Source organism: Marinobacter sp. HL-58, assembly GCF_001314605.1.
Classification (GTDB): Bacteria; Pseudomonadota; Gammaproteobacteria; order Pseudomonadales; family Oleiphilaceae; genus Marinobacter.
In genome coordinates this window covers 54,192-67,704 of the sequence record NZ_LIHP01000001.1, presented here as the reverse complement: position 1 = coordinate 67,704, position 13,513 = coordinate 54,192, and the positions used below count along the sequence as shown (strand labels likewise).

The window sequence follows — 13,513 nt, the reverse complement described above, 5'->3', positions numbered from 1 at the left end:
AGTCAGCAACAGAATAACAGCGTGAACCATGACACAGCTTAGTCAGATCTATCTCGTTATGCTACTGATAACGACACTTTCCGGGTGTACGACATTAGGCTATTACAGCCAGGCAGTCAGTGGTCATCTGTCGCTGATGATGTCCACCCAACCGGTCACTGAATTGCTGAATGCCCCGTCAACCCCCTCCCGGCTCCAGCAGAAGCTCAGCGTTGCGAATGATGCCCGCGAGTTTGCCGCTGACCGCCTGGCGCTGCCGGTAGGTGAAGCCTTTTCCAGCTATGCCGAACTCGGCCGCCCCTGGGTTGTGGTCAATCTGGTGGCGGTACCGGAATTTTCTCTCCAGGCGCACCGATGGTGCTACCCGGTGATTGGCTGCCAGTCCTACCGGGGTTACTACCAGCTCGAAAAAGCCCGCAAGGAAGAGCAGTCATTTATCGACAACGGCTACGATACCTTCATCGGCGGCGTCACTGCCTACTCCACCCTGGGCTGGTTCGACGACCCACTGCATACCGGTTTCACTTCACTCTCCGACAACCGCATGGTTGCCCTGATGTTCCATGAACTGGCGCATCGGGTGGTTTATATCAACGACGATACGGCCTTCAACGAGAGCTTTGCAACCGCTGTGGAACTGGAGGGGCTGCGTTTGTGGCTGAAACAGCGGGGTGACCGGGAAGGATTCCACAGGGCCCTGGCGCGGCTGCGTCAACGCAACCAGACGCTGGCCCTGGTGGAAACGGCGTCGAAACAACTGGAAGCGCTCTACGAGCAACAGGACACCCTGCCAGCCTCTGAACTCCGGCAGCGCAAGAGCAGGGTATTCCGGCAGCTTGAGGACGACTATCGCACCCTGTCAGAAGACTGGGAGCAGGCGGGGCCTTTCGGCGAAGACCCCGGGAATCTCAACAACGCCAACCTGGCCCTGTTCAGTCAGTACAACCAACATGTGCCGGCCTTCCGCCAGTTGATCCGGGAGAGCGACAATGATTTCTCGGCCTTCTACAAGGCGGTGGAAGCGCTTTCAGAGCAGCCGGAGGAATCCCGCCGACGGACCCTGGCGGAATTAGGACAGCGCTTTGACGAAGACCTTTGAGTTTCTCTGGGTGTTGTAGGACGCCAGTTTGAGCCCGGGTAACTCCCGCACGGTAGAAGGCTGGAAGCCCCGCTCCCGGAACCAGTGTTCGGTCTGCGTGGTGAGGACGAACAGACGCTGAATGCCCTGGCCCCTGGCCAGTTTTTCAATCATCGCCAGAATCTCATCGCCGCGGCCAGCACGGCGATAGGCCTGGTCCACCGCGAAGCACGACAGCTCACCGGCACTTTCATCGGGATAGTGATAAAGAGCCGCGCATCCGACAATCGTGCCGTCCCGCTCGGCCACCACGAAACTCCCGATCTCGGTTTCCAGCATTTCCCGCGAGCGCCTTATCAGGATGCCCTGTTCCTCCAGGGGCTGAATCAGCTCCAGTATGCCACCGATATCTTCCACCCTGGCCTGACGAACCTGCTCGTAGTTGTCACTGCTTACCAGGGTGCCGGAACCATCACGGGTAAAGAGCTCTTCCAGCAACGCCCCATCATCGGCGTAGCTGATAATATGGGCACGGCGTACCCCCCTGACACAGGCATCACAGGCCGCCCGCAGCAGATCCCCGTCATGACCCTGAACCATGCCCGCGGACAGCCGGTCGGATGCCTGCCGCGCGGACAGTTCCCGCATCAGCTGGCCATCTTCATCCAGCAGCCCCCGGTTCTCGGTGAACATGATCAGTTTCTCGGCCTGCAACGCAGCGGCCACCTGGCTGCCCACATCCTCGTAGGACAGGTTGAAGGCATCCCCGGTGGGTGAATAACCCAGCGGCGGCAACAGCACGATATGGCCCAGCTCCAGCAGCTTCTCGATGCCGGCCACGTCTACCCGGCGCACCCGGCCGGTATGGCCGAAATCGATGCCATCCAGCACGCCTACCGGCCGCGCGGTTACATAATTGCCGCTGCTGACACGAATCCGGGCGTTGTGCATGGGTGAATTGACAAGGCCCATGGATAACTGGCTTTCCAGGAACGCCCGCAATCCACCGATGGCTTCAAGCACGGGCTGCAACTGATGTTCCGGCGTTACTCGTAATCCCCGATGAAAACTGGATTCCTCGCCGGCATGATCCAGCCGCGCCTGGATCTGGGGCCGGGCACCAAAGGCCACGACCAGCCTGATGCCCAGGCTGCTGAGCAGTGCTATGTCATGGATGATGTTTATCAGATTGTCATGGGCAATGGCATCGCCTCCAATCGTCAACACTACCGTACGACCGCGGTGGGCGTTGATATAGGGCGATGAGTGGCGGAATCCATGCAACCATTCGTTCGATTTCAAGTTCGTCTCCTGCGAGTCTTCAGCTTCTGGAGTAGTCCGGATATTGGCGGGAGACTCCCCCAAAACACGCCCGTGAATACGTCCCTGTAGGGCTCGGTCGCGCCATCCTTGGCGCTCCACGGTTTTGGGGGAGTCTCCCGCCAATATCCTCGTCCCAACCTGGGATTGCCTTCCTGGAGATCAAAGGCAGAACTCTTTGATTAACCCCTTGAGGATTCTTACCGCCGGGTCCAACTGGGACAGTTCAAGATACTCGTCGGGTTGATGGGCCTGGTCGATGTGGCCGGGGCCCATCACTAACGTCTCCAGTCCCAGTTTCTGCAACCAGGGTGCTTCAGTCGCGAAAGCGACCGCTTCTGCCGTGTGGCCCGTCAGTTTTTCGCAGGCACGGACCAATTCTGCATCAGCCGGAGTTTCGAACGGTGGAACGCCATCAAACAAGGGCTCAAACTCCATCCTGAGTTCCCGGCTTTTTGCCAGTGGCTGCAGCTTGTGGAGTATCTCCTGGCGCAGGCCGTCCATGTCCATTCCCGGCAAGGGCCGCAGGTCGAAGTGCAGTTCGCAACGGGCACAGATGCGGTTGGGGTTGTCACCGCCGTGGATGCAGCCCAGGTTCAGGGTGGGCACCTGCACCTTGAAGTTGGGGTTGCTGTACTTTGCCTGCCAGCCGGAACGCAGGGCCAGCAGTTCGCCCAGGGCTTCGTGCATTCCTTCCATGGCGTTGCGGCCCAGGGAAGGGTCCGAGGAGTGGCCAGACTGGCCCTCGAAGACCAGGCGCTCCATCATGATGCCCTTGTGCATGCGCACGGGTTTCAGGCCGGTGGGTTCACCAATCACTGCATAGCGGGCCTTTGGGCGGCCGGCTTCGGCCAGGGCCCGGGCGCCGTTCATGGAGCTTTCCTCGTCGGCGGTGGCCAGGATAATCAGCGGCTGCTTGAGGTCTTTGCCCACGAAGGCTCTGGCCGCTTCAATGGCCAGGGGGAAAAAGCCTTTCATGTCGCAGGTGCCCAGGCCATACCAGCGGTCGTCCCGCTCGGTCAGGGTGAAGGGGTCACTTTGCCAGCGTTTGTCATCAAAGGGCACGGTATCCGTGTGGCCCGAGAGCACCAGCCCACCCGGGCCGCTGCCCAGGGTGGCAATCATGTTGTACTTGCCGGGCATTCCCGGCACTTCCAGCAATTCGACCTGGAAACCCATGGGCTCCAGCCATTCTGCCAGGGTACGAACCACGGGCTCGTTGCTGTAGTCCCATTCGGCTGAGGCACTGCTGATCGAAGGCTGGGAAATCAGCCTGGTGAGCATCTCGCGGATGCCGGGAAGATGTTGTGTGGATCCGGACATAGAAAACTCTCCGCCCTGTCTCAGGGCTAGCGGGCCTGGCCGCGACGCCAGACCTCAAAAGTTGCAACCAGTCGTATGGCAATGGGGTACGCCACTTCACCGCCGTCCATCAGCCGCGCGACTTCCATCCGGTTTTCGTCCACGCTGACCAGGCGCCCCTCTACCACATTACCATTCTCCAGGGTGACTCTCACCGTTCGTCCGATCCATGATTCGGCATCGTCTGTTTCAGCAGGATTCCAGCCGGCAACAATACCACCGCTGCCACCAGCATCGGGAACAACCGGCTCCAGCATGGCTTCCGGCTGTTCCGGAAACTCCGGTTCTACGCTTTCCAGATAGACGCCAGGCACCTGCGAGTGGTTATAGCGGACATTCAGGTTGGCATCGGCATTCTCTTCACCATCCCTCACGGGCACACCCCACACCGGGGCCGACGGATCCAGTTCAAGGGTCAGCTCACCACCTTCGGTCAGCCACTGCCGGTAGAGTGCCAGCAACTGATCGCTGGCGCTGAAACCCCGGGCCCTGAGACCATCGCTGAAGGCTTCCATTACAATACCGGTCCATTCTTCGGTTTCCACTCCGGATTCCCGGGAACAATAGGCCGCCACCCGGCGCATCAGGCCACCGTCGCGAAGTGTTACCGTCATTGCCGAGGATGTGGACTCTGCCAGCCCGGGCAGTTGAAGCGGGTCCAGCCGCGCTCCCGGCCAGTCCACTTCAATGCTTCCGGCATTGACGGTGGTCAGTTCCGCGTACAGTCCGTCAGAGCGCTGGATAACAAGGGCCTCGCCGGATATCCCGGAAACCCCGAGCCGAAGCAGGTCACCGCTGCCCAGATGCTGCCGATGATCCGGGCCACAAACCGGGGAGAACAGGGCTGGCGTCATATCAGCGCCTGCGGTCACCCAGTTCCGGAACATGTTGGTATCCAGCATCAGGCGCAGATTTTCCGCCTGCAGGGACCAGCCAGGGGGCAGGTCGGCGGGATTGACCAGTGCGGTCAGCAATGCCACGGGTGAGCCGGCATTGAATACCAGACGGCCGAATTCCATGGGCTGGGTCAGGCGGAAGTCCTGGTAACTGCCATCACCCAGTGTCAGCCGACCCTCCACACCGGAACGAATATCGCCCCGGTCAATCACGCCGATGTCTTCCACCGCCTTGCGGGCCTCGGTAAGCCTCTGGTCCGCCAGCCACCAGACCGCTCCCTTGAAGGCCAGGTAGCCAAGCAGGGTCAGGACAACCAGAAAGGTCAGCAGGCGCTTCATGAATCGGTCCTCTCGGGTAGAACGTCGGAATCATCCTGGCCCGGAGGCATCAGGGTGACAGGCGGTAATGGTCAGTTGCGGGAGATCAGCGTACCGACACCTTCGTCTGTAAAGATTTCCAGCAACGTTGCGTGGGCCACCCGGCCGTCGATGATATGAGAGGTACGAACGCCGTTTTCCACCGCGTTCAGGGCACAGCGGATTTTCGGCAACATGCCCCCGTGGATGGTGCCGTCTTCGATCAGTTCGTTGACCTGTTTCGCGGTCAGTCCCGTCAGCACCTTTCCTTCCTTGCTCTTGAGACCGGAAACGTTGGTGAGCAGGATCAGCTTTTCAGCCTTCATGGCTTCAGCCACCTTACCCGCCACCAGATCGGCATTGATGTTATAGGAGGCACCATCAGGGCCAACACCAATGGGGGCAATCACCGGAATCACGTTGCTGCGGGTCAGCATTTCGATGACTTCCACATTTACGCTGGCCACTTCCCCCACATGGCCGATATCAATGATTTCCGGCCGCTCAAGTTCGGGAGAACGATTCATCACCTCAAGCTTTCTGGCACGGATCAGGTTTGCGTCCTTGCCGGTCAGGCCAACGGCGGTGCCTCCGTGGGCGTTGATCAGGGAAACGATCTGTTTGTTCACCTGGCCACCCAGCACCATCTCTACCACGTCCATTGTCTGGCTGTCGGTAACCCGCATACCATTGACAAAATTGGACTTGATATTGAGACGCTCCAGCAACTCACCGATCTGCGGCCCGCCCCCGTGAACCACAATGGGGTTGATGCCCACGAGTTTCATCAACACCACATCCCGGGCGAAGCTGCTCTTGAGTTCCTCATTCTCCATGGCGTTACCGCCGTACTTGATTACAACCGTCTTGCCGGTAAACCGCTGAATATAGGGCAGCCCCTTACTCAGTACTGCTGCCACCTGCATTGCTGTTTCACGATCCAGAGCCATTCGTATTGCCTTGTCAGTGAAAAAACCCGTTCATTGATTCTGTGATTATTCCAGAGCCATCAGAAATCCGCGACAAGATCCGGTGCCACTTTCTGCAGCTGTTCCCGGAACACCGCCTTGATTCGCTCCAGTGCCTCCTCTGTTTCCGCCTCGAAGCGAAGTACCAGCACCGGAGTCGTATTGGAGGCACGGCACAGACCCCAGCCGTCGGTGTATTCCACACGTATACCGTCAATGGTGCTGATATTGGCGTCACCAAAGTTGCCGTCCCGGCCAAGACGTTCCACCAGATCGAACTTGGTTTCTTCCGACACTTCCACGTTCAGTTCCGGTGTGCTGATATCCTCCGGGAAGTCCTCAAAGACCTCGTCGCAATGGCGGTCTTCGATACCCAGGATTTCCAGCAAACGGGCGGCGGAATACAGGCCATCATCAAAACCCAGCCATCGCTCGCCGAAGAATATATGGCCGCTCATCTCGCCGGCCAGCAGGGCGCCCGTTTCCTTCATTTTTGCTTTCATCAGCGAGTGGCCGGTTTTCCACATGATCGGCCGGCCGCCCGCTTCGGATATGACACCCGCCAGGCGGCGGCTGCATTTGACGTCATAAAGGACATCGGCACCGGGATTACGGGAAACCACATCCCGTGCAAAAAGCATCAGCAGGCGGTCCGGCCAGATAATCTTTCCGGTATTGGTGACCACGCCCAGGCGGTCGCCATCGCCGTCGAAGGCCAGGCCGATGTCAGCCCCCTCGGTCTTGACCCGGTCGATCAGATCCGCCAGGTTCTCGGGCTTGCCGGGATCGGGATGGTGATTGGGGAAGTCGCCATCCACCTCACAGTAAAGTGGAATCACTTCGCAGCCCAGTTCTTCAATCAGCAACGGCGCCAGTTCGCCGGCAATGCCATTGCCGGCATCGACCACCACCTTGAGCGGCGCAGCAACGGCTATGTCGCCAACAATGCGATCCAGGTAGGCACGACGAACGTCTTCCGAGGACTGGTTGCCCTGCCCGCTGGCAAAATCGCCGGTGCGGATGCGCTGTAACAGCTTCTGGATGGCGTCACCGGACAGGGTATCCCCCCCCAGCATGATCTTCAGCCCGTTATAGTTGGCGGGATTATGGCTACCCGTCACCATGACGCCTGAACCGGTGCCCAGTTCGTGGGTGGCGAAATAGAGTACAGGTGTCGGCACCGCTCCCACATGAATGACATTGCAACCGGTTGCCATCACGCCCCTGGCAAGGGCGTCCGACAATTCGGGGCTGGAATGACGGCCATCGTAGCCGATACAGAGGCTGTCCACGCCACGCTCGATTGCCTCACTGCCAATGGCCCGGCCAATGACAGTGACAATATCGGGCGTCAGGGTCTCGCCAACAATGCCACGGATATCATAGGCCCTGAATATTGTATCTGACACGTCTGCTTCCGGCAGGGAAACCTCTTCCACCTCCGGTGTATCTTCAGGCCCGCCGGAACCTCCAAAGCCAAGCACATCGTCGTCACCGTCCAGCATGTCGATGTCAAGCATATCCTTGTCCTGGAACAGGGGCTCATCGGCTGCGGGCTTTTGCGCCTGCCCGCCAGCACCCGCTTTGGGACGGGCCGATTCACCGGCCTTGGCAACCCGCTTTTCCACCATCTGGGAAAGCCGGTGAAGCACTTCCGCCGTGGACGCCACCATATCCCATTTCAGGGCCGGCGGTTTTATCCGCTCGCCACCAAATACCTTGTGAGCCCACTGGATCATCACGGTGACTTCCTGCCGCAGCCCTTTCTGGGCGTTGCCGAGCAGCAACCAGACAACAATGGCCGCAACAATGGCAGGAACCAGCGCAAGAATAATGGCCAGCGTGCTGTTCACAAGCGGCTCCGGGGAGGCTGCTGGCCTGTACTGAAGCTCCCAGTCCGGATTCGTCAGGTCACGTGCCTGGACCGGACCATTGCCACTGCCCTGGCTGACGATGGTGCGGTTTGAGCCATCAACAGACTGCACGAGGGAGAACTGCCCCCCAAGTTCCTGATTGACGCCCGACAATAACGGTTGCAGTTGCTCTGTGTCGAAAACCATCAGCACACTGCCGGCAACCGCCCTGCTCTGGGGATTGCGGACGGGCGACGCCATTTGCAGGTACCATTGTCCGTCACGGGGGAAGGCATCCGGATAAAGTTTCCGGCCCGTTTCGGCCCGCCGGGCCAGATCCAGGCCCGCAAAACCCAGGGTCGGTTCGTTGGCACTGCGGGGAATATCGCCATAGGGAAACAGATAAACCGCCTCCAGCCCCGGCAGGGTTCCGGCCAGGTCTGCAGCAACCTCATCTGTGGAGGACTCACCACGAAGTGCGGCCAACACGTGATCCTGACTGGCAATCCCTTCTACCGCGGACTGCAGCAAGGAGAACTGCTGGCTTACTCTGACAGCTGCGGTATCCGCTTCCAGAGCCGCCTGCATTTCATAGCGACGGGCCTCGGACGGTTCCGTCAGCAGGAAATAGAGCAGGATGGCAGATACCGCTCCGGCTGCAACAACAACCAGAGCCTGGGCCATTGATACCGAGCTAAGCCGCTTGTGACGCGGGCCTCCCGCCGCCTTCCTGTCTTTGCTCTGTTTCTTTGCCTGCTTCCTGTCTGGTTTGCCGTCAGGTGCAGCTTCTTCAGAGTTCTTCTTTTTGCCAAGCTTCATAGTCCATCCTGCTGGTATTGTTTCGCCCGGATTCTTCATTTATCAGGGAAGTATAGACCCTGAACGCTGTTCTGCGCCTTCAGCCTCAGCGGGTGCCTGTTGAGCCGAACCCACCGTCTCCGCGCTGGCTCGCGTCGAAGGAAGACACAACCTCAAAGTCGGCCTGCACCACCGGTACCAGTACCAGCTGGGCAATGCGCTCACCCACCTCTACAGTGAATTCCGTTTGCCCGCGGTTCCAGCAGGACACCATCAGTTCACCCTGGTAATCGGAATCAATAAGGCCCACCAGGTTGCCAAGGACGATGCCATGTTTGTGCCCCAGCCCACTGCGGGGCAGAATCATCGCGGCCAGGGAGGGGTCGGCAATGTGTATGGAAAGACCGGTTCGGATCAGTTCGGTCTGGCCGGGCTTCAGGGTCAGAGGTCCGTCCAGGCAGGCCCGCAGGTCCAGACCGGCCGAGCCTTCAGTTGCGTAGTGTGGGAAAGGCACTGTATTTCCGATCCGGTCATCCAGAATGCGTACCTGAAATGTCTTGCGGGTCATTGATATTCCTTGTCGTTCAGTTGTTCCGCAATCAGCGCAATCAACCGCTGTGAAAGCACCGCCTTGCTGTCAGGCCCTATGGACTCCCGCCCCCCGGGCCAGAAAACGGTGACGGCATTATTGTCGCTGTTGAAACCCAGGCCCGGTGCGGATACATCATTGGCCACAATCATATTGAGCTTCTTCCGTTTCAGTTTGTCGAGTGCGTAGTGCTCAACATCACGGGTTTCTGCTGCAAATCCGACAGTGAACGGAGCGTCGGCCCGGGACGCAATGGTCGCGAGGGTATCAGGGTTGCGCACCAGTGAAAGGCTCATATCCTCGTCGGATTTCTTGATCTTGTCACCGGCACAGGCATCTGGACGATAGTCAGCCACTGCCGCTGTCGCAATGAACAGGTCGCAGCCCTCGTCGACCGCCCTGGTCGCTTCTTCCAGCATATCCCGGGCGGTCATCACGCCCCGGACTCCGACACCCGCGGGTGCGGTGATGGAGACGGGACCACTGACCAGCACAACCTCCGCGCCGGCCGCCCGGGCAGCGGCAGCGAGGGCATAACCCATTTTACCGGAGCTGTGATTGCTGATGTAACGCACCGGATCAATGGGCTCCCGGGTGGGGCCGGCGGTAATGACCACACGCCTGCCGGTAAGCGGGCCGGCAGCCACACCAGCGATCAGGTCATGGAGCGCGGCAGGCTCCAGCATCCTGCCCGGCCCTACATCTCCACAGGCCTGTGCCCCCTGATCCGGGCCCCAGAGGCTGATTTGCGGGTCGGACTCCAGCAGGCTGATATTGCGCCGGGTGCGCCCGTTACTCCACATTGCCTGGTTCATCGCCGGTGCCACTGCAATCGGCGCTTCCGTGGCGCAACACAGGGTAGTCAGCAGATCATCCGCCATACCCTGGGCCAGACGGGCGATAAAATCCGCAGAGGCAGGTGCAATCACTATCTGATCCGCCCATTTCGCCAGCTCGATGTGCCCCATGCCGGATTCCGCTTCCGGATCCAGCAACGACGTCCTGACCGGCTCGCCACTGAGCGCCTGGAACGTCAGTGGTGTAACAAAGGCTTCCGCGCCCCGGGTCATCACCACCCGTACTTCATGGCCGGACTTTTTCAGCAGGCGAACCAGCTCTGCGCTCTTGTAGGCAGCGATGCCACCGGTCACACCCAGCAGGATTCGTTTAGCGGCCATATTGGCTCCGTATTCATCACAAAATGAAAGGCTTATAAGATAGCACGCCAGAGCGCTGCCGGCAGCCTGTCTGCCATGGTAGAATCCTGAACTTGAGTAGCGCAGGACGCGCAAAATACAACCGAAAGGACGCAATCATGGCAAATACCGACTGGCCCACCGACGAACGCCCGAGAGAACGCCTTCTGGCCCATGGCGCCGCCAGCCTCTCCGATGCCGAGCTACTGGCCATATTCCTTCGCACCGGCACTGCCGGAATGCCTGTCATGGCGCTCGCCCGCCATCTGACGGAGGTCTTCGGTGGGCTGCGCGGCCTGATGACAGCCTCCAGGCGCCAGTTCTGTGATGTGAAAGGGCTGGGTACGGCTAAATACGCCCAGGTGCAGGCGGCCATGGAAATGGCCCGCCGGGTCATGGACGAGCCGCTGCGCCAGGGCGACCCGCTGCGTTCGCCGGGAGATACCCGCCGCTTCCTGCGCAGCCGGCTTGGCACCTATCCCCACGAGGTATTCTCGGGCCTGTTTCTGGATAACCGCCACCGTGTTATCCGATACCAGGAGTTGTTTCGGGGCACCATTGATGGCGCTGCCGTTTACCCCCGGGAGGTCGTCCGGCAGGCCCTGGAGTTCAATGCAGCAGCGGTCATCTTCGCTCACAACCATCCCTCGGGTGTGGCGGAGCCGAGCCAGGCCGACATTTCCCTGACCAGGAGACTGAAAGAGGCCCTGGGTCTGGTGGATATCAGGGTTCTTGACCATATGGTTGTCGGCCATGGTGAGGTAATATCCCTTGCTGAACGGGGGCTGATGTAAATCGGACCAGGTTTCACCGGAAAACTGGCCAAATTCCCAACAATTTTTTGCGTTGGGGCGGCAGTTCTGGTATAAAAGCGTCCCTTTCTGGCGGCGTCTGGCGAGCAGCGTGCAATTTTGAGGCGCAGGTAGCAACCAGAGACGCAATTAAACGAATTAAATACGCATTTTCAGGACCAAAGCTCAGGTCGGAGGCAAGTATGTCCAGAGTCTGTCAGGTTACCGGTAAGCGGCCGGTCACCGGTAACAACGTTTCTCACGCGATGAACCACTCACGTCGTCGTTTTCTGCCCAACCTGCAGAACCATCGCTTCTGGGTTGAATCAGAGAAGCGGTTCGTAAAGCTGCGCGTATCCACCAAGGGTATGCGTGTTATCGATAAAAAAGGCATTGACGCTGTGCTGGCCGATCTTCGTGCCCGCGGCGAGAAATTTTAAGGAGCCGCATCATGCGCGAGAAAATCAAGCTGGTTTCATCAGCAGGTACTGGTCACTTCTACACGACCAACAAGAACAAGCGTAACACCCCGGAAAAAATCGAGATCAAAAAGTACGATCCGGTTGTCCGCAAGCACGTTGCGTACAAGGAAGCCAAGATCAAGTAAGATCTTCGTGACCTCGAAAAACCCGGCCACGGCCGGGTTTTTTAATGTCTGCTGAAAAGTTTTACCGATTTGCTAGAAAGTCTCGAGATAGCCCTGGGGCAGCTTGATGTCCATCGCAATCGGCAGGTGATCGGAGACCGGGTAACTGACCACCTCCGAGCGCCTGATCTCCAGGCTCGGGCTCACCAGGATATGATCCAGCGCCCGCTCCGGTCGCCAACTGGGGAAGCTGTGGGCGGTATCCGGCAGGGGTACCAGGTTCGAATGCTTCAGCGGAGTGTTACTGAGCAATTCTTCCGCATGGTTGTTGAGGTCGCCCATCAGAACCACATGCTGGTATTCGGAAATCAGTTCCTGGATGTAGGCCAGCTGGCGCTGCTGGGCCGCCTTGCTCAGGGACAGATGCATCATCACCAGCACCAGCGGATCTTCCTCAACGCCGTAGCGGGCAACAATGGCCCCCCTCCCGGGGATCAATCCCGGCAACTTGTGTTCGGTCACCTCCAGCGGTCTATAGCGGCTAAGCAGGCCATTGCTGTGCTGGGCCAGTTGCCCGAGATTACGGTTTAGCTGCTGATACCAGTAGGGGATGCCCGAAGCCTCGGCCAGATACTGCACCTGATTGATGTATCCACTGCGCAGACTGCCTCCGTCACACTCCTGCAGCGCAACCACATCGTAGTTGCTGAGAAGCGTGGCAATGCGGTCCAGGTTCTGGATGCGCTTGCTGTGAGGAAGGAAATGCTGCCAGCTGCGGGTCAGGTAATGGTGATACGAGGATGTGTTGATGCCAACCTGAATGTTGAACGTCAGCAGCCGGATATGGCGGTGAGGCTCGAATTCCGGGACATGATCATCACCAGAACAGGCCCCACGACGACCGTTCGGGGACTTCAGAATTCCGTTAAGCTGCTTGCGGATGCGATTATACATTGTGATGGCAGCTCTGACCCAGGGCCCGGCTAAAAACCATTAGCCGGGCACATGCGATTACTCGTCCTGACCGGCACGCTCCTGCTCGATCAGATAGTCCACAACCTCCAGAACCTCTTCGTGGCCACCGGCCATAGAGGCGGTGATTCTGTACTTCCCATTCACAAGCATAGTCGGTGTACCGGTCACCCGCGCACCGCGAATCTTCGACTGCGCCTGCTGCATCTTGGCGTTCACGCCAAAGCTGTTGTAATTCTTGAGAAACTCTTCTGCATCCACACCGTGATCCGATACGAAGTCTGCCAGCGCTTCACCGGAATTCAACGGGCGACGCTCGCCGGCCAGTGCCTCAAAAAGCTCATCGTGGACCTTATCAAGCTCACCCATGGCTTCCAGCGCATAGAAGGCCTTGGCGTGAGGCTCCCAGGAGCTGCCCAGTGCGGCGGGAATCTTCACATAGTCGACATCGTCCGCACGGTCCTCGGCCCAGCTTTCGATCATCGGTTTGAACGTGTAGCAGTGGGGGCAGCCATACCAGAACACTTCTGCCACCTCGATACCGCTGTCACTTGCGGTTCTTACCGGGCTATCCAGCTCCTCGTAGTGTTGACCCTCCTCCCAGGAGGCGGCGTTGGCCTGAACCATGAAGGACATGGCCAGAATGGACAATGCGGCATTCCGGATTATTCCGATCATTCATTATCTCCGGTTATCGGGTTGGACGATGTGAGACGATTATGACCCAGCAGACCTGAAAAGTTCCAC

13 protein-coding genes are annotated in these 13,513 nt (G+C 59.0%); 4 read left to right on the top strand and 9 right to left on the bottom strand.

Annotated features, from left to right (window positions below; all coding sequences use genetic code 11):
- Nucleotides 1-28 precede the first annotated feature (28 nt).
- Complete coding sequence (locus HLUCCO03_RS00300; protein WP_027829906.1) at nucleotides 29-1,099, top strand: aminopeptidase; 1,071 nt, start codon at nucleotides 29-31, stop codon at nucleotides 1,097-1,099.
- On the opposite strand, the gene argA is transcribed toward HLUCCO03_RS00300, so the two are convergent.
- From argA to coaBC, 7 genes are all read right to left on the bottom strand, one after another.
- Nucleotides 1,070-2,380, bottom strand: coding sequence for an amino-acid N-acetyltransferase (gene argA / locus HLUCCO03_RS00295; protein WP_027829907.1), 1,311 nt, complete (start codon nucleotides 2,378-2,380; stop codon nucleotides 1,070-1,072). The two genes, HLUCCO03_RS00300 and argA, sit on opposite strands and share 30 nt — an antisense overlap.
- A gap of 180 nt (nucleotides 2,381-2,560) precedes the next feature.
- The gene (gene argE, locus HLUCCO03_RS00290) at nucleotides 2,561-3,721 is read right to left on the bottom strand and encodes an acetylornithine deacetylase (protein ID WP_027829908.1); all 1,161 of its coding nucleotides are present in this window, start codon (nucleotides 3,719-3,721) and stop codon (nucleotides 2,561-2,563) included.
- A gap of 26 nt (nucleotides 3,722-3,747) precedes the next feature.
- Complete coding sequence (locus tag HLUCCO03_RS00285; RefSeq protein WP_027829909.1) at nucleotides 3,748-4,995, bottom strand: acetylornithine deacetylase; 1,248 nt, start codon at nucleotides 4,993-4,995, stop codon at nucleotides 3,748-3,750.
- Between the two features lie 71 nt (nucleotides 4,996-5,066).
- A complete protein-coding gene (gene argB, locus HLUCCO03_RS00280) occupies nucleotides 5,067-5,963 on the bottom strand; it encodes an acetylglutamate kinase (protein WP_027829910.1) in 897 nt (298 codons plus the stop codon).
- A gap of 59 nt (nucleotides 5,964-6,022) precedes the next feature.
- Nucleotides 6,023-8,653, bottom strand: a complete 2,631-nt coding sequence (locus HLUCCO03_RS00275) for a phosphomannomutase/phosphoglucomutase (protein ID WP_027829911.1) — start codon at nucleotides 8,651-8,653, stop codon at nucleotides 6,023-6,025.
- An 85-nt stretch (nucleotides 8,654-8,738) separates the two neighbouring features.
- Entirely contained in the window at nucleotides 8,739-9,200 is a 462-nt protein-coding gene (gene dut, locus HLUCCO03_RS00270) for a dUTP diphosphatase (RefSeq protein ID WP_027829912.1), read from the bottom strand.
- The gene (gene coaBC / locus HLUCCO03_RS00265; protein ID WP_027829913.1) at nucleotides 9,197-10,399 is read right to left on the bottom strand and encodes a bifunctional phosphopantothenoylcysteine decarboxylase/phosphopantothenate--cysteine ligase CoaBC; all 1,203 of its coding nucleotides are present in this window, start codon (nucleotides 10,397-10,399) and stop codon (nucleotides 9,197-9,199) included. Before coaBC ends, dut begins: the two co-directional genes overlap by 4 nt.
- A gap of 137 nt (nucleotides 10,400-10,536) precedes the next feature.
- Between coaBC and radC the strand changes: the two genes are divergently transcribed.
- From radC to rpmG, 3 genes are all read left to right on the top strand, one after another.
- On the top strand, nucleotides 10,537-11,211 hold the full coding sequence (radC, locus tag HLUCCO03_RS00260) for a DNA repair protein RadC (protein WP_027829914.1): 675 nt from the start codon (nucleotides 10,537-10,539) through the stop codon (nucleotides 11,209-11,211).
- Between the two features lie 200 nt (nucleotides 11,212-11,411).
- On the top strand, nucleotides 11,412-11,648 hold the full coding sequence (gene rpmB / locus HLUCCO03_RS00255) for a 50S ribosomal protein L28 (RefSeq protein ID WP_027829915.1): 237 nt from the start codon (nucleotides 11,412-11,414) through the stop codon (nucleotides 11,646-11,648).
- Nucleotides 11,649-11,659: 11 nt separating this feature from the next.
- Nucleotides 11,660-11,815, top strand: a complete 156-nt coding sequence (gene rpmG, locus HLUCCO03_RS00250) for a 50S ribosomal protein L33 (RefSeq protein ID WP_007153739.1) — start codon at nucleotides 11,660-11,662, stop codon at nucleotides 11,813-11,815.
- Between the two features lie 72 nt (nucleotides 11,816-11,887).
- Here rpmG and HLUCCO03_RS00245 read toward each other — a convergent pair whose 3' ends face one another.
- On the bottom strand, nucleotides 11,888-12,748 hold the full coding sequence (locus HLUCCO03_RS00245; RefSeq protein WP_027829916.1) for an endonuclease/exonuclease/phosphatase family protein: 861 nt from the start codon (nucleotides 12,746-12,748) through the stop codon (nucleotides 11,888-11,890).
- A 57-nt stretch (nucleotides 12,749-12,805) separates the two neighbouring features.
- Complete coding sequence (locus tag HLUCCO03_RS00240; protein WP_027829917.1) at nucleotides 12,806-13,444, bottom strand: thiol:disulfide interchange protein DsbA/DsbL; 639 nt, start codon at nucleotides 13,442-13,444, stop codon at nucleotides 12,806-12,808.
- Nucleotides 13,445-13,513: the final 69 nt, after the last annotated feature.